The sequence below is a fragment of the Kitasatospora sp. NPDC024654 genome (assembly GCF_055559155.1).
Genome location: NZ_JBVHLF010000009.1, coordinates 145,827 through 161,928, shown reverse-complemented (window position 1 = coordinate 161,928; position 16,102 = coordinate 145,827). Strand labels below are relative to the sequence as shown.

The 16,102-nt window shown below is 73.0% G+C and carries 14 protein-coding genes, 1 tRNA gene and 1 pseudogene; 6 read left to right on the top strand and 10 right to left on the bottom strand.

Translation table 11 applies throughout. The features are described from left to right. The 4 genes and pseudogenes from ACZ38L_RS08610 to ACZ38L_RS08595 all read left to right on the top strand — a co-directional run. A pseudogene (locus ACZ38L_RS08610) lies at positions 1–543 on the top strand (hypothetical protein); the annotation flags it as partial. Then, positions 518–1,249 carry an SDR family oxidoreductase gene (locus tag ACZ38L_RS08605; protein WP_465690552.1) on the top strand — a complete coding sequence of 244 codons (732 nt, stop codon included), beginning with the start codon at positions 518–520 and terminating at the stop codon, positions 1,247–1,249. The pseudogene ACZ38L_RS08610 and the gene ACZ38L_RS08605, both read left to right, overlap by 26 nt. Before the next feature lie 10 nt (positions 1,250–1,259). Next, positions 1,260–3,176, top strand: a complete 1,917-nt coding sequence (locus tag ACZ38L_RS08600; RefSeq protein WP_465690550.1) for a CoA transferase — start codon at positions 1,260–1,262, stop codon at positions 3,174–3,176. A 17-nt stretch (positions 3,177–3,193) separates the two neighbouring features. Further along, on the top strand, positions 3,194–3,946 hold the full coding sequence (locus tag ACZ38L_RS08595; protein WP_465690548.1) for an SDR family NAD(P)-dependent oxidoreductase: 753 nt from the start codon (positions 3,194–3,196) through the stop codon (positions 3,944–3,946). Between the two features lie 54 nt (positions 3,947–4,000). Here ACZ38L_RS08595 and ACZ38L_RS08590 read toward each other — a convergent pair whose 3' ends face one another. After that, on the bottom strand, positions 4,001–4,933 hold the full coding sequence (locus ACZ38L_RS08590) for a ScbA/BarX family gamma-butyrolactone biosynthesis protein (RefSeq protein ID WP_465690546.1): 933 nt from the start codon (positions 4,931–4,933) through the stop codon (positions 4,001–4,003). Between the two features lie 125 nt (positions 4,934–5,058). Between ACZ38L_RS08590 and ACZ38L_RS08585 the strand changes: the two genes are divergently transcribed. After that, positions 5,059–5,700: a ScbR family autoregulator-binding transcription factor gene (locus ACZ38L_RS08585; protein WP_465690544.1), complete on the top strand. Its 642-nt coding sequence runs from the start codon at positions 5,059–5,061 to the stop codon at positions 5,698–5,700. Positions 5,701–6,101: 401 nt separating this feature from the next. Here ACZ38L_RS08585 and ACZ38L_RS08580 read toward each other — a convergent pair. The 8 genes from ACZ38L_RS08580 to ACZ38L_RS08545 all read right to left on the bottom strand — a co-directional run bounded on the left by ACZ38L_RS08580 (position 6,102) and on the right by ACZ38L_RS08545 (position 12,324). Then, positions 6,102–6,175, bottom strand: a tRNA-Ala gene (locus tag ACZ38L_RS08580). Between the two features lie 66 nt (positions 6,176–6,241). Beyond that, positions 6,242–7,312 carry a divisome protein SepX/GlpR gene (gene sepX / locus ACZ38L_RS08575; protein WP_465690542.1) on the bottom strand — a complete coding sequence of 357 codons (1,071 nt, stop codon included), beginning with the start codon at positions 7,310–7,312 and terminating at the stop codon, positions 6,242–6,244. 154 nt (positions 7,313–7,466) lie between these two features. Further along, a complete protein-coding gene (locus tag ACZ38L_RS08570; RefSeq protein WP_465690615.1) occupies positions 7,467–8,099 on the bottom strand; it encodes a GNAT family N-acetyltransferase in 633 nt (210 codons plus the stop codon). After that, the gene (locus tag ACZ38L_RS08565; protein ID WP_465690540.1) at positions 8,096–8,578 is read right to left on the bottom strand and encodes a MogA/MoaB family molybdenum cofactor biosynthesis protein; all 483 of its coding nucleotides are present in this window, start codon (positions 8,576–8,578) and stop codon (positions 8,096–8,098) included. The genes ACZ38L_RS08570 and ACZ38L_RS08565 overlap by 4 nt, the downstream gene beginning before the upstream one ends. Next, a complete protein-coding gene (gene moaC / locus ACZ38L_RS08560) occupies positions 8,578–9,012 on the bottom strand; it encodes a cyclic pyranopterin monophosphate synthase MoaC (RefSeq protein WP_465690614.1) in 435 nt (144 codons plus the stop codon). The genes ACZ38L_RS08565 and moaC overlap by 1 nt, the downstream gene beginning before the upstream one ends. Before the next feature lie 157 nt (positions 9,013–9,169). Further along, positions 9,170–10,492: a molybdotransferase-like divisome protein Glp gene (gene glp, locus ACZ38L_RS08555; protein WP_465690538.1), complete on the bottom strand. Its 1,323-nt coding sequence runs from the start codon at positions 10,490–10,492 to the stop codon at positions 9,170–9,172. Positions 10,493–10,518: 26 nt separating this feature from the next. Next, positions 10,519–11,439 (bottom strand): UTP--glucose-1-phosphate uridylyltransferase GalU, encoded by a 921-nt coding sequence (galU, locus tag ACZ38L_RS08550; protein WP_465690536.1) that lies wholly within the window; start codon positions 11,437–11,439, stop codon positions 10,519–10,521. A 54-nt stretch (positions 11,440–11,493) separates the two neighbouring features. Continuing rightward, positions 11,494–12,324: a GGDEF domain-containing protein gene (locus ACZ38L_RS08545; protein ID WP_465690534.1), complete on the bottom strand. Its 831-nt coding sequence runs from the start codon at positions 12,322–12,324 to the stop codon at positions 11,494–11,496. Between the two features lie 101 nt (positions 12,325–12,425). Between ACZ38L_RS08545 and ACZ38L_RS08540 the strand changes: the two genes are divergently transcribed. Next, positions 12,426–13,037, top strand: coding sequence for a 5-formyltetrahydrofolate cyclo-ligase (locus ACZ38L_RS08540; RefSeq protein WP_465690532.1), 612 nt, complete (start codon positions 12,426–12,428; stop codon positions 13,035–13,037). Positions 13,038–13,087: 50 nt separating this feature from the next. Here ACZ38L_RS08540 and ACZ38L_RS08535 read toward each other — a convergent pair whose 3' ends face one another. Further along, positions 13,088–15,832, bottom strand: coding sequence for a penicillin acylase family protein (locus ACZ38L_RS08535; protein ID WP_465690530.1), 2,745 nt, complete (start codon positions 15,830–15,832; stop codon positions 13,088–13,090). Between the last annotated feature and the right edge of the window lie 270 nt (positions 15,833–16,102).

Below are 16,102 nucleotides of genomic sequence, written 5' to 3'. Positions count from 1 at the left end.
GGTTGGGCGGGTGTTTTTCTTCTCCCTTTTTTTTTTTTTTCTTTCCCCCCCCGTTCTTTTTTTTTTTTTTTTTTTTTTTTTTTTTTTTTCCCCCCCCCCCCCCCCCCCCCCCCCCCCTCGGCACTGACCTGCTGGGAGCAGCGCCTGGCCGAGGCCCGGCGGGACGGCCGGACGCCCGCCCGGGCCTCCGTCGAGGCCACGCTGGCCCGCTGCGACGGCGAGGTGGAGGCGGTCCGGCTGCTCGTCCGACGCGCCGCCGGTGTGGCCGACGACCCCGAACGCACCCCCACCGAGTCCCTGCGCGGTGTGCGCGACCTCGCGCTCGCCGCCGACCTGTTGCACACCGCGCTGACCCGGCTCTACCGCGCCGCCGGCACCTCCGCCCAGTCCGACCCCCGCATACAACGCCCCTGGCGGGACGTCACCTGCGCGACGGGCCACGCCCTGCTCGACTTCGAACCCGCCGCCCTCGCCTGGGCCGACCACCGCCTCACCACTCGTGAAGGAACGCACCACCATGACCAGCACCGCCGCAACCACTAGGTACGCCCTGATCACCGGTGCCAACAAGGGCCTCGGCCGGGAGACCGCACGGCAGTTGGGTCAGCTCGGGATGACCGTGCTGATCGGCGCCCGGGACGACGAGCGGGGCGAGCGGGCCGCCCGGGAACTGCGGGAGGACGGCCTCGACGCCCGCTTCCTGCGGCTCGACGTCACCGACCAGGCCGTCGTCGACCAGGCGGCGGCCGACATCCGCCGGGAGTACGGGCGACTCGACGTCCTGATCAACAACGCCGGCGTCGTCGAGGCCGACCAGAGCCCGAGCGAGACCACCGTCGAGACCACCGAACGGATCTACCGCACCAACGTCTTCGGCGTCATCGCCGTCACCCACGCCGTGCTGCCGCTGTTGCGCACGGCCGGCGCCGGCCGGGTGGTGAACGTCTCCAGCCGGCTGGGTTCGCTGCACAAGGCCGCCGACCTGGCCGCCCCGCACCGCTCGCTGCTCGCCTACAACTCGTCGAAGGCGGCGCTCAACTCGCTCACCCTGCACTACGCCCGGGAGTTCGCGGACACACCGCTGAAGTTCAACTCGGTCACCCCCGGGGCGGTCCCCACCGACCTCAGCGGCCACCAGGGCAACCGCACCGTCGAGGAGGGCGCCCGCGTGGTGGTCCGCCTCGCCACCCTGGCGGCGGACGGTCCGACCGGCGGATTCTTCGACGACCACGGCCCCGTGGCCTGGTAGGGGGTTCGACATGACCATCACCGCTCCGGACATCTCGCTGGACGCGCCGCTGGCCGGCTGGACCGTCGCCGGCACGTCCCGCACCACGGCCGGCGCGCTGGCGCTGCGCCACCTCGCGGAGCTCGGCGCCGGATCGGCACCGGCCGACATCGACGCGTTCGGGCGGCCGGCCGTCGACACGCTGACCGTCACCGGGCCGGACGGCCCCACCGGTCGGGTCCGCTGCGACCTCGGCTGGCTGCCCGAGGACCTGGCCGCGCCCGGCTCGGAGACCCTGGTCCAGGCCATGACCGGGCTGATGGCGGTGCACGGCCGCAAGTGGGGCGGGGTCGGGCGGATCCCCGTCGACTACGCCTCGACCTGCGCGGGCGTGCTGGCCGTGCACGGCGTGCTGGCCGCCCTGGTCGCCCGCTCGCGCGGCCTGACCGGCCGCGGCGCTCCCACCGTGGGGGTCTCGGTGGCCGGCGCCGCACTGCTGACCGTCTCGCAGTACCTGGCGGCGGCCACCGCCCCCGAGGAGGAGGAACTGCCCGACCTCACCGGCACCCAGCCCCCGCCGTTCCGCAGCCGGGACGGGGTCTGGTTCGAGCTGGAGACCCTGGAGGCGCTCCCCTGGCGGGAGTTCTGGGCCGCCCTCGGACTCGGCGGGACGCTGGTCGGCCGCGGCTGGCGGGCGTTCGCCGCGCGCTACGCCACGGCGGTGTCGCCGGTCCCGCTCGCGCTCCACCGGGCCCTGGCCGAGCGCGAGTTCGCGCAGATCCTGGACGCCGGCGCCCGCTCCGGGGTGAGCGTCTGCCCGGTCCGCTCGCTCGCCGACCGGCGCCGTGACCTCGGCCTCGGCCCGGACGGCGGCCGGGTCCCACCGCCCTGGCTGCTCCGGTCGCTGCCGGTCGGCGGACCGGCACCCCGGGCGGCAACCCAACTCCCCAGCTGTGAGAAGCCGTTGCAGGGGATCACGGTGGTCGAGGCGACCCGCCGGATCCAGGGCCCGCTGGCCGGACGGATCCTCCAGCTGCTCGGCGCCCGCGTCATCAGGATCGAGCCGCCGGACGGCGACCCGCAGCGCGGCATCCCGCCGATCGCCGAGGACTGTTCGGCCCGCTTCCTCGCCCTCAACGGCGGCAAGGAGGTGGTCGAGGCCGACCTGAAGACCGTCGAGGGCCGCGCCACCATCCGCCGGCTCGCCTCCCGGGCCGACGTGTTCCTGCACAACTGGGCCCCCGGCAAGGCTGCGGCCTTCGGCCTCGACGTCACCGACCTCACCGCGCTCAACCCCCGCCTGGTGTACGCGCACGCGGCCGGCTGGCCACCGTCCGAGGGCCCCGACACCTACCTCGGCACCGACTTCATGGTGCAGACCCACTCCGGGCTCTCCTGGCAGCTGGCCCGCGGCGGCGAGGTGCCGCACCCGTCGTTGATGACGCTGATCGACGTGCTGGGCGGCCTGGTCTCGGCGGAGGCCGTACTGGCCGGGCTGCTCGCCAGGGAACGCACCGGCCGGGCCCAGCAGGTCCGCACCTCGCTCTCCTCGGCCGCCAGCCAGTTGCAGCTGGGCGAGCTGGAGGCACCGCTCGCCGCGCCCGTGCCCCCGCTCGCGCCGGAGGGTCCGTTCGCCTGTGCGACCGGCAGCCTGGCGCTCGCCCTGCCCACCGCGGCCGCGGTGCGAACGCTCTGCGCCGCCCTCGGGATCGACGCCGAGCCGGTGAACCTCCCGGCCCGGATCGCCGACCGGCTGCGGGAGTGCCCGGCCGAGGCCTGGCCCGCCCGACTGGCCCGGCACGGCGTCGAGTCCACCGTGGTCCGCGAGAACCTGGCCGACCTCCCGGCCGACCCCCGGCTGGCCAAGCAGCTCCACCAGGGGCTCTACGCGGGCGTGCTGCCACCATGGCGATTTGAGTCCAACTTCCTGTCAGACTTCGGAATATGACGAATAATCATGCCAATATGATGTCCGGGAAGACCGTACTGATCACCGGTGCCAGCAGTGGCATCGGGGCGGCCGCCGCGCGGGTCTTCACCCGGGAGGGCGCGGCGGTCGTCCTCGCCGCCCGCCGTGAGGACCGACTCGCCGTGCTGGTGGCGGAGCTGCGCGAGAAGGGCCACGACGCCTCGTACGTGGTGGCCGACCTCGCCCGTCCACGGGACGCCCAGCGGGCGGTGACCCTGGTCCTGGAGCGGCACGGCCGCCTGGACGCCGCCTTCAACAACGCCGGCATCGGCGGCGACCAGGTCCCGCTCCACCTCCTGGGCGACGAGGTCTACGACACGATCATGGACACCAACGTGCGCGGTCTCTGGAACTGCCTCAAACACGAGATCACCGCCATGCTGGCGGCCGGCGGCGGCTCCATCGTCAACAACAGCAGCGTCGGCGGCCTCCTGGCGATACCCGCGGCGGCGCCGTACGTGGCCTCCAAACACGCGGTCATCGGGCTGACCAGAGCGGCCGCGCTGGAGTACGCGCAGCACGGCATCCGGGTCAACGCGGTGGCCCCCGGCGCGACGCGCAGCGAGATCACCGTCGACTGGTTCGGCCGGCATCCCGGATTGGAGGAGGCGGTCCACCAGCAGACCCCGCAGGCCCGTACGGCCGGCCCCGAGGAGATCGCCGAGGCGGCGCTCTGGCTCGCCTGCGACCGCTCGTCCTACGTCACCGGGCTGGCCATGCCGGTCGACGGCGGCTACTCGGTGTGCTGAGCACGGCAGTGGAGGCCGCCGGCGCCGGCGGCCTCCACTGTCCCACCACCCTCGTCAGCTCGCGGCGGCCGGGCCGATCAGCACGGTGGAGAAGACCTGCTGGCCGCCCTGGTGGCCGGTCACCCGCACCGCGGTGCGCAGCCGGCTGTCGGTCGGCACCGGCGCGGCCTCGATCCAGCACGGCTCGTCGAACTCCACGTACTGGCTGAAGCCGGCGGACACCGAGATCGGCTCCAGCGGAACCGGCTGGGTCAGGGCGCGGGCGGCCTGGTGGGCGGCCTCGACCAGGACCAACCCGGGCACGTGGTCCACCGGGTGGTCGAAGTAGGCCTTGTTGCCGAAGTCGGTCCGCAGCAGCCAACGGTTCGCCTCACCCGTCGGGGCGAGCACCACGTCGGCCGGGTCGTAACGGCCGACCAACCGCGGGGCGACCGGCGCGGGAAGCGGCGGCTGCTCCCGCCGGACCGTCACATGACGTCCGCGCAGGCGGTGGTAGACCACCGGCGAGACCCAGGAGAACTCGGCCTCGGCCCAGGCGACCGCCTGACCCTCGTGGACGATGAAGACGTCGAGCCGCAGGCCGGTGAGCACCACTCCGCGCCGGCCCGCCGCCGAACAGAGCACCTCAACATCAAGAACGGTCGGTTTGTTATACGGAAGAGAGTGGTTCTGGTCGATCTGGAACCGCAGGTTCTGCAACAGGGTCTGGTGCGAGAGCGGCACCCCGAAGGCGCCGTGGGCGATCAGCAGGCCGCTCTGACGGACCGTCTGGGCGATCACCGTCGGGTCACCGAACCCGCGGTGGGCTGGGAAGACACCGCCGTCCCGGTGGGGCCACACGGCCTTGAGCGCAAAACGCATGTCCCCCCGGCGCCCCCACTCGGTGACGATCAGCCCTGCCTCGGACGTGAGATGTACGTGCTCCTTGCGGATCTTTCGCGAGTATCCGACTTCGTCGGGTATGCGCTGCAGCAGTGCCTCGGACATGGTTCCCCCTCCAGGTAGGCGTGGTACTCGCGCGACACTTGGACGATGGCCGTCCCGACCACGCTGGTAAGATACAGACCGACCGGTTTGATAGTCAACGAGGAAAAGACAAGCGGGAGTTACCCATGGCACAACAGGAACGCGCGCTACGGACCAGGAACGTGATCCTGAACGCCGCGGCGTCGGTCTTCAACGACTTCGGCTACGAGGCGGCCACCATCGCGCAGATCCTCACCCGGGCCGAGATGACCAAAGGTGCCCTCTACTTCCACTTCGCCTCCAAGGAGGACCTGGCCCGCGGGGTGCTCGACGAGGCCGTGACCACCGACGGCGTCCTACCCCAGCAGTCCAAGCTGCAGGAATGGGTCGACGTGGGCCTGGCCCTCGCCCACCGGCTGCCCCGCGAGCCGCTGCTCAGCGCCTCGCTCAAGCTCTCCCTCGACCAGCAGGCCCGCCGGCTCTTCGGCACCCGCTGGCCGGACTGGGTCAGCCTGATGGCCTCCCTCCTCAAGCAGGCCAAGGCCCAGGGCGAGGTGCTGCCGCACATCGACCCGGACACCACCGCCCAGCTCGTGGTCGGGGCCTGGACCGGCGTCCAGGTGGTCTCCGAGGGCCTGTCGGAGGCACCCCCGCTGGAGACCCAGATCGCCCTGCTCTACGACCACCTGCTGCCCGCCATCGCCGTCCCCGGCGTCCTGGCCCGGCTCGACACCTCCCCCGACCGGGGCGCCCACATCGTCGCCGAGTACCGCCGGGCCCAGCCCTGACCCGGCCCGCCCCCACCCTCGCCACCTCCCGACCGGACGACCCGTCAGCCCGTCCGAGCCGTCCCCGGCCGCGGTAGCGCCCGGGACGGCGGAGCGCTACCGGCTGGCGCTCCGCCAGGTGCGGGCCGCCCCAGGGCCCCCGGGGGCCGCCCCCGCCACTGGGCCGCGAAGAGGAACCGCCCGGGCAGGCCGCGGCCCGCCGCCGAGTGGTCGATCGCGGAAGACCCGAGGACCGTCCTCCACCCCACCGGTGCCTCTCGCGACCGGGGACGGCCCAACAGCCTTCCCCCGGACCGGCCGACGAGCGCTCCCGCTCCGCCCTGCCCGCACAACGCGGAAATCCCGCCCGGCCACCAGGGCCGAACGGGATTTCCCGAACCGGCCTCGACCGGTTCGTTGGGTGGAGCTGAGGGGATTCGAACCCCTGACCCCCTCGATGCGAACGAGGTGCGCTACCGGACTGCGCCACAGCCCCAACGAGAAGAAACTCTAGCACCTTCTGGAGGGGGGTCGTGACCACCCCCCTGGTGGGCGGGGTGGGCTACTCGTTGGCGGCGCGCGGCCGGGACTCGTAGACCTCGGCGCGCGGGAGTCGGGCGTCCGCGACCGCGGCGTCCTCGTACTGGTCGAAGAGGGGGGTGCGGTGGCCCTCGGCGGGGCGGCCGGAGTTCCAGGTGCCGGGGGCGCCGAGGTCGAGGCCGCGGGTGACCCGAGGGGCGACCGGGGCGGTGACGTAGGTCGGCAGCGGGACCGGGACGGGCTCCCAGGAGTCCGGCCCGGCGGGCGCGCGCTCGCGCAGACCGTCCACCCACTCCTCGTGGTCGGTCGCCTCCACCAGCGCCTGCTGGGAGGAGGCCGGGCCGGGCGCCGGCGGGGCCGGCGGCACGGGCGGGGCGGTGACGGCGGCCTCCGGGCGGCTCATCGGCTCGGTGGGCGGCTCGGGCCGGCGCAGCAGCCCGGGTGGCGGCTCGTGCGCGACGGTGGCCTGCGCGGCCACCCGGGCCCGCTCCCGCTCCCGCAGGCGCTGGGCGGCCTGGGCGGCGCGGGCGCGATCGAGCTTCACCTCGTACCGCTGGCGCTCCAGCCTGCGCAGGTGGCCGATGTAGAGGGTGAGCAGGATGGCGGGCAGCGCCGGCACCCAGAGGAAGGCGACCCCGGCCACCGCGGCCGTGATCGCGCCCAGCGCGAAGGCCAGGAAGAGCACGGTGACCATCCGCCGGCGCCGGGCCAGCAGCCGCGCCCGCCGCTGCGGCCCGGAGGGGACCGCGGCGGGTCCGGCCGGGACCGCCGGGGCGGCGACGGTGGACGGGTCGTCAGGGGTCGCCACCGGGCCGTCCGCCGGAGTGCCGTCGCCGACGGCACCGTCGGCCGGCGAGGTGCCGGTGGACGGCTCGGCGGCCGACAGGTCGCCGGGGGAGGGGTCGTTGTCGCCGAGGGCCCGGGACGCCCGCCGCTCCATCGCCGACCGCCCGGCGAGCAGGCGGATGGCGGTGCTGAAGCGTTCGGTCGGGCGCGATTCGTTGAGCTCGTCCTGCCTGCGGAGCCACATGGGCACCAGGTAGGCAGCCCAGGCCCCTACGATGACCGCGTAGATGAGGCCGCTACTGCTCACGTTTCACACCGTACGGGCGTAGGGGAAGGCCGGGCAGCAATTTGGCGCGGCGTGTCGCATGATCAAGCTGATTCTCTGACTATTTTGCCGGTATTTGTGGCCGCTTGCCGGGGCAGCGATGCCATATCGATATGAATTTCGAACATATATTCAATTAGCCTTCGCCGAGGCCCGCCCCCCGGGTCGAGCTCGCCTGCCAGCGGTTCAGCATCCCCTCCGGGACCTCGTCCACGGTGAGCGCGTAGACCAGGTGGTCCCGCCAGTCGCCGTCGATGTGGAGATAGCGCGGACGCAATCCCTCGGAACGGAAGCCGAGTTTCTCCACCACCCGCCGGCTCGGCCGGTTCTCCGGCCGGATGCAGACCTCGATCCGGTGCAGCCCGAGCTCCCCGAAGCAGTGGTCGACCGCGAGCGCCACGGCCGTCGGCATGATGCCGCGGCCGGCCACCCGCTCGTCGACCCAGTAGCCGATGTTCGCCGAGCACATGGAGCCCCAGGTGATCCCGCCGACCGTCAGCTGCCCGACCAGCTCGCCGCGGTACTCCAGGACGAACGGGAGCATCCGGCCGGCCGAGGCCTCGCCGCGCAGGTAGCGGACCATCTGACGGTAGGTCGGCCGCGGGCCGGACGGACGACCCGCCGGGGCCGGCGGGACGGTGGCCTCCCAACGGCGCAGCCAGTCACGGTTCCGCCGACTCGCCTCCTGCCAGGCCTTCTGGTCGCGGTACCGGATCGGCCGCAGCAGGATCTCGCCCTCCCGCAGCTCGACGGGCCAGGCCGCGCTCAGCGGGCACTCCGCGGGTGGTCCCCGCCGGCCAGCTGGTCGACCGCGTGTGCCAGCAGCGGCTCCAGCACCGCCAGCCCGTCCTTCACGCCCCCGGTGGAGCCCGGCAGGTTGACGACCACGGTCCGGCCGGCCAGCCCGGCCAGGCCCCGGGAGAGCGCCGAGGTGGGCACCTTCTCCCGGCCGTACGCCCGGATGGCCTCGGCGATGCCGGGGACCTGACGGTCGATCACCCGGGCGGTCATCTCGGGGGTCAGGTCCATCGGCGAGATGCCGGTACCACCGGTGGTCAGCACCACGTCGTACCCGGCGGCCACCGCCTCCCGCAGCACCGCCAGCACCGGCTCGCCGTCCGGCACCACCCGCGGCCCGTCCACCGCGAAGCCCATCCGCTCCAGCCCGGCGACCAGCAGCGGCCCGCCCTCGTCCTGGTAGACCCCGGCGGCGGCCCGGTTGGAGACGGTGACGGCCAGTGCCCGCATCACGCCTCGCCCCGGGACCAGTCGCCGCTCTTGCCGCCGGTCTTGCCGAGCACCCGGACGTCCTCGAGGGCCGCGGCCTTGTCGACCGCCTTGACCATGTCGATCACGGTCAGCCCGGCCACCGCCACCGCCGTCAGGGCCTCCATCTCGACGCCGGTGCGGTCCGCGGTCCGCACGGTGGCGGTGATCTCCACCGCCTCGTCGGTGACCGCGAGGTCGACCGAGACCCCGGAGATGGCGATCGGGTGGCAGAGCGGGACCAGCTCGGGCGTCTTCTTGGCGCCCATGATCCCGGCGATCCGCGCGACGGCCAGCGCGTCGCCCTTGGGCACGCCCTCGCCGCGCAGCAGCTCGACCACCCCGGGCGCGACCCGGACCCGTCCGGCGGCCACCGCGGTCCGCACCGTGGTGGCCTTCTCGGAGACGTCGACCATGCGGGCGGCGCCGGTTTCGTCGACGTGGGTGAGGCGGTCGCCGGGGGGTGTGGTCACGTCATAACTCCAGCAGGACGGGGTGAATACCGCGCTACCGTACCGCTCCCGCCCTGCCGGACCGTGCGCGGTCCGGCAGGGGAACATCCGGCGGCGGACGTCAGTCCGTCAGAAGGACCACGTCCACGCCCTCGCCGGCCGGCACCGCCAGCACCTCCTCGGGGACGGTGATCAGGCAGTTCGCCCGGGCCAGCGCCCCGACCAGGTGCGAGCTCTCGCCGCCGACCGGCTCGACGGTGCCGTCCGCGGCGGTGTACCAGCCGCGCAGGAACTGCCGCCGACCGGCCAGCGAGCGCAGGGCCGAGCCGCAGACCGCGCGCACCACCGGGCGGTGCACGTCCGGCGCGCCGAGCATGGTGCGGATCACCGGGCGGACGAAGAGCTCGAAGGAGATGTACGCGCTGACCGGGTTGCCCGGCAGCGCCAGCAGCGGGACACCGGCGCCCTCGCCGATCCGGCCGAAGCCCTGCGGCTTGCCGGGCTGCATCCTCAGCCGCCGGAAGTCGACCCCGCCGTAGCTCTCGAAGACCTCCTTGACCACGTCGTACGCCCCGACGCTGACCCCACCGCTGGTGACGATCAGGTCGGCCCGGCCGAGCTGGTCCTCCAGCACCGAACGCAGCACCGCCGCGTCGTCCGGCACCCCGCCCACCCGGTACGCGATGGCGCCGGCCTCCTGGGCGGCGGCGGTGAGGGTGAAGCTGTTGGAGTCGGAGATCTGCCCGGGGCCGACCGGCTCGCCGGGCTGCACCAGCTCGCTGCCGGTGGAGAGCACCACCACCCGCGGCCGCGGCCGGACCCGCACGGTGCCGCAGCCGATCGCCGCGAGCAGCCCGAGCTGGGTGGGGCCGAGCCGGGTGCCGGCGGTGAGCACCCGGTCGCCGGCCTTGACGTCGCTGCCCCGGCGGCGGACGTGGGCGCCGGCGGTGACCTCCCGCAGCACCCGCACCTCCTCCTCGGGCAGCGGCGCGGTCATGCTGTCGGCGGCCCGGCCGGTGCCGGTGCCACCGTCGGTCCACTCGACCGGCGCGACCGCCTCGGCCCCCGGCGGCATCGGCGCGCCGGTCATGATCCGGGCGGCCTGCCCGGGGCCGACCTTGGGCAGCTCGCCGGCACCGGCCGCGATCTCGCCGACCACGCCGAGCACCGATGGGTACCGCTCGGTCGCCCCGACGGTGTCGACGGTGCGGACCGCGTAGCCGTCCATCGAGCTGTTGTCGAAGGACGGCAGGTCACCGGGGGCGAGCACGTCCTCGGCGAGCCGGCAGCCGCGGGCGTCCAGCAGCTGGAGCTCGATCGGGGGCAGCGGGGCGACCTGGGCCAGGACGTCCGCGAGGTGCTCGTCCACCGTCCACATCCGTGCCGCGGGCGGCCCGTCGCAGCACGCGTCGGGGTTCCGGTTCGGGTCGCTGGGTGTGGTCATCGCCACCGCTGCCTTCCGCTCGATTGTCAGGCCTGCATCTCCGTGCCCACGAAGTCCCGCAGCCAGCTGCGGAACTCCGGGCCGAGGTCCTCGCGCTCGCACGCGAGCCGGACGATGGCGCGCAGGTAGTCGGCGCGGTCTCCGGTGTCGTAACGGCGGCCGGTGAAGAGCACGCCGTGCACCTTGCCGCCCTCCTCCTCGGGCAACGTGGCCAGCGTGCGCAGCGCGTCGGTGAGCTGGATCTCGCCGCCGCGGCCGGGCTCGGTCTTCTTCAGCACCTCGAAGACCGCCGGGTGCAGCACGTACCGGCCGATCACCGCGTAGTTCGACGGCGCCTCGGTGGTCTCCGGCTTCTCGACCAGGTCGGTGACGTGGAAGACGTCGTCGCCGAAGCCGTTCGCCTCGACCGCGGCGCAGCCGTAGAGGTGGATCTGCGCGGGGTCGACCTCCATCAGGGCCACCACCGAGCCGCCCAGCTCCTGCTGGACCTCGATCATCCGGGCCAGCAGCGGGTCGCGCGGGTCGATCAGGTCGTCACCGAGCAGGACGGCGAACGGCTGGCCCGCCACGTGCTGCTCGGCGACCAGCACGGCGTGGCCGAGGCCCTTGGGGTCGCCCTGCCGGACGTAGTGCATGTTGGCCAGCGAGACCGACTCACGGACCCGGCGGAGCTTGTCCTCGTCGCCCTTGCGGGCGAGCAGCTCCTCCAGCTCGTAGGCCCGGTCGAAGTGGTCCTCCAGGGCGCGCTTGTTGCGGCCGGTGACCATCAGTATGTCGGAGAGGCCGGCCGCCGAGGCCTCCTCCACCACGTACTGGATCGCGGGCTTGTCGACGACCGGCAGCATCTCCTTGGGCGTCGCCTTGGTCGCCGGCAGGAACCGTGTTCCCAGCCCGGCCGCGGGGACCACGGCCTTGGTGACGGGCAAGCGGGTGTTCGTCGTCGTCATGCGTTGACCTTACTCAGGCAGCTGACCGCTTGGGCCGGGGCGAGGACCGGTCCGCTAGGAGCGGACCTCGTCGGCGGCAGCCAGGGCAGGCACGGTGCGGATGGATCCGGCCAGGGCGGCGTGGCCCGACCCGGCACAGGCCGACAGACTACCGTGCGTTTCTGACCGGTCCCGCCCGTGCTTGGCCGCGGCCAGCGCGCGGTCGGCCGCGCGCAGCAGCGGCACCGCGTGGGTCCCGTCGGCCGGCAGCACGGCGACGCCGGCCACCGCGGTCAGGCCGCTGGCCACCGGGGCCGGCGTGCCGCCGGCCGACGGGACCCACGAAGCGGCCGGCCAGTCCAGCAGCCGGTGCCGCCGGACCGCCCAGCAGAGCCGCTCGGCGACCTTGGCCGCGCCCGCCGCGTCGGTGCCCGGGAGCACCGCCAGGAACTCCGCGTCACCGTACCGGCCCAGGGTGTCCGAGCGGCGGATCTCCACGCTGAGCCGGTGGGCCAGTTCGCGCAACAGCACCGTGCCGTGTCCGCGGCCGTGTTCGGCGGTGATCGCGTCGAACCCCTCGACCTCCAGCAGCACCACGGCCAGCGGCCGCGGCCCGGCTTCCTCCTCGGGCCGGCCGGCCGGCGGCCGGGTGCAGCGCTCGATCTCCTGCTCCAGGGTGGCCCGCAGGTGCCGGTAGTTCCAGACCCCGGTCTGCGGGTCGTGCGCCGCGGCCCCGGCCAGCTCCTCGCAGCGGCCGGCCAGCTCGGCGAGCTGCTCGCGCAGTCCGGACTCGCGGAGCCGGCCGGCCCCGGCCGCGCGCCGCAGCCGCACGGCGAGCACGCCGGACAGCCCGGCCAGCGGGACGCTGAGCAGCGCGAGCGCCTGAACCAGCAGCGGGGTGGGCATCGGACCGCCTTCCGTGGCCGGCCCCGGTCGGGCCGACACCAGGGTGGGACACCAGGTGGGGGAGGATCGTCGCGAAGACCGCCGCACCGGAGGAGCAGCACGTGAGCGACGATCCCTTTCATAACGACAAGTCCGGCCTGAGGTCACGGCTGCTCGCCGAACGCCGCGCACTGTCGCCCGAATGGCGGGATTCGGCGGCCACGGCGCTGGCCGGGCGGGCGCTGCCGCTGGTCCCGGTGGACGCGCCGGTGGCGGCCTACGTCTCGGTCGGGGCGGAGCCGGGCACCCGTCCGTTGCTGGAGCTGCTGCGCGGGCGCGGGGTGCGGGTGCTGCTGCCGGTGCTGCTGCCGGACAACGACCTCGACTGGGCTCTCTACCGGGGCCCGGAGCACCTGGTCGCGGCCGGTCGGGGGCTGCTGGAGCCGGACGGGCCGCGGCTGGGCCCGGCGGCGGTCTGCACGGCCGGCCTGGTGCTGCTGCCGGGGCTCGCGGTGGACCGCCGGGGCCTGCGGCTGGGGCGCGGCGGCGGCAGCTACGACCGGGTGCTGGCCCGGCTGGAGCGGGCCGGGGCGCACCCGCTGCTGGCCACCCTGCTGTACGACGGCGAGCTGCTGGAGCGGGTGCCGGCCGAGCCGCACGACCGCCCAGTGCGGGCCGTGGTCACCCCGTCCGGCGTGCTCCGCTTCCCCGAGCGGCACGACTCCCCCGCATAGCACGACACCGCCGGCGGTGGCCCGCCGGCGGTGTCTCCCCTGAGCCCCGGTCAGGGGCTGAGGGTCAGCCGGTTCTTGGTCGCGGCGTCCACCGCGGCCGGCGAGGAGACCCAGGTCAGCATCTTGCCCTGGCTCCAGAGGTCGGTCTGGTCGTCGTAGTTCGGGCTGAAGGCGTGCCCGGACTCACCGCCCACCAGGATCCAGCGCGAGGCGTCCAGGTCGCTCAGGTCGACCACCATCCGCATCGACGGGACCCAGTCGACCTGGTAGCCGGCCGCCGCGTTCCAGCTGGAGGCGTCGACCGCGGCCGAGCCGCCGCCGATCTGGTACGGACCGCGGTTGAGCAGCCGGTGGATGACGCCCGAGGCGAAGGAGTCGTTGTCCACGCCCAGGGTCTGCTCCTTGAGGTTCAGCGGGTGCAGCCGGCCCCAGCTCCAGGTGTTGGTGTCCTTGCCGAGCTGGGCGGTGAGGTCCTGGCGGGCGTCCTTCATGGCCTCGGCCAGCAGGTTGGTCAGCCCCGACTGCTGCTTGTGGTTGGAGTCCACGAAGGTCCACCACGGGCTGTTGGGGTTGTTGAGCTGCTGGCGGACCACCTCGGTCCAGCGGTCGCCACCGTCCGGCTGGGCCTGGCTGGGCGTGCGGGTGCCGCACTGGGTGACCACCTGGGTCTCGCCGCCCAGCGAGCCGGCCGGCTGGTTGTTGTCCACCTTCTGGCTGACCAGCAGGCAGTCGCCCTGGGCGCGCATGTCGGCCGGGAACTTCTGACCGAACGCCAGGATCAGCAGCTGGCGCCAGACGCCGTTGTAGTAGGCGGCGGCGGCCGAGTCGGCGTCCTGGTTGTAGTTCCACTCCTTGAGCAGGTTCTGGGCCTGGCGCACGTACGGGTCGCTGATCGGCACCTTGAGCAGCAGCGGGACCAGGGTCTTGGCCATCACGCTGGTGTTGTCCAGCTGCATCGACTGCATGTCGTCCGGCGAGATCTTGCCGCCGTTCTGCAGCTTGGCCTGGATGTCGTCGGTGATCTCCTTGGCCCGGGTGCCGTACTCCCAGTCCTTGGTGATCAGCGGCTTGTAGGACGGGTCGACGATCGCCTGGTTGGCGGTGACGATGTAGCCGGACGGCGGGTTGTAGACGTACGGCAGCGACTTGAACGGGATGTACCCCTGCCAGTTGTAGCTGGGGTCCCAGCCCGGGGCCGGGTAGGTGCCGTCACCGTTGCCGCGGATCGGGATCAGGCCGGGGGCCTGGTACCCGATGTTGCCCTGGGTGTCGGCGTAGATCAGGTTCTGCGCCGGGACCGCGAAGTCCTGGGCGGCGGCGCGGAAGTCGCTCCAGTCGGTGGCCTTGTCCAGCTCGAAGATCGAGTCCATGGTCTTGCCGGGGGTGAGCGCGGTCCACTGCAGCGCGACGCCGTAGCCGGTGGTCCCGCGGTCGGGTGCGGCGTTGCCGACCGGCGCGTAGGTGCCGACCTGCTGCATCTCGCTGCTCTGGTCGGAGATCAGCGGACCGTTGTTGGTGCTGCGGACGGTGATCACGCGGTCCGGGCCGCCGGCCACCTTGATGGTCTCCTGGCGGGTGGTGAACGGGACGTTCTGGCCGTTGTAGAGGTAGGTGTTCGGGCCGGTCACCTTCTCCAGGTAGAGGTCGGCGACGTCGGCGCCCATGTTGGTGAAGCCCCAGGAGATGTTCTGGTTGTGGCCGATCATCACGCCCGGCATGCCGGCGAAGGTGAAGCCGGTCACGTCGAACGGGCAGGCGCTGCTGACGGTGTTGCAGTGCAGGCCCATCTGGTACCAGACCGAGGGCAGGCCGGGGCCCAGGTGCGGGTCGTTGGCCATCAGCGGCTTGCCGGTGGTGGTGTGGTCGCCGGAGACCACCCAGGAGTTGGAGCCGATGCCCTGCCCCTGGGTGCCGAGCAGCTGGGGCAGGCCGCCGATCTGGTTGGACAGGCCCTGCAGCAGACCCTGGGTGGCGGCCGCGGCCTGGGTGGTGGAGCCGCTGCTCGCGCTGCTGCCGCTCTGCCCGCCCCCGCCGGTCGGCGGCTGGTAGGTGCCGTTGGCGGAGAGCGTGCCGGTCTGCAGGATGGTGCCGTTGCGGTCGTACGGGTAGTCCGGGTAGAGCTGGGCGATCTGGTCCGGGGTGAAGGTCTGCGACAGCATCGAGCGGTCGATCTGGTCCTGCACGTTGCCGGAGAGGCTCCAGGCCATCGCCTTGAGCCAGGCCACCGAGTCGACCGGGGTCCACGGCTCGGGCTTGTAACCGCTGGTCACCGTGCCGAGCAGGGCGTACTCCAGCGAGGCGCCGGCGCCGCCGGGGTGCTGGGAGAGCCACGCGTTGACGCCGTCCGAGTAGGCCTGCAGGTACTCCTTGGTCTGCGGGGACAGGACGCTGTCGTACTCCTGCTGGGCGACGTTCTCCCAGCCCATGGTGCGGACGAAGGCGTCGTTGCTGACCTGGCTGGCACCGAACATCTCGGAGAGGCGGCCGGCGGTGATGTGCCGTCGGACGTCCATCTCCCAGAACCGGTCCTGGGCCTGCACGTAGCCCTGGGCCTTGAAGAGGTCGTCGGCGGTGTTGGCGTACACCTGCGGGATGCCGTTGGCGTCCCGCTTGACGACCACCGAGGCGTTCAGGCCGGGGACCTTGATGTTGCCGCTGACCTGGGGGAACGAGGCGCGCACGGTGTCCACCGCGTACCACCCGCCGGCACCGGTACCGGCCACCAGCAGCACAGCGAGCAGGAGCACGATCAGACGAGCGCGCCGGAACTTCTTCGACCGGTTCGAGCGGGGCATCTGGGTCCTAGCAACAGGGAGCAAGGGCGACGTCACACAGCTGGGCGGCCGTGACCGCTCACCACATTAGGACGACTCAGGTGGCGCGGGTGCACCGGGGACGCCCACGGTGGGACACAGGGACCCTACCGGGCGGAGCTGAGAGGACGGAGCGGGTGGAACCCGGCAGGACGCGGCGGTTCGCGGTCGGCGGTGCCCGGGACGGGCTCGGACGGCCGTAGTTAAAAGATCCGGTAAAATGTTAGACTGAGTAACGATCCTTCGGATCAC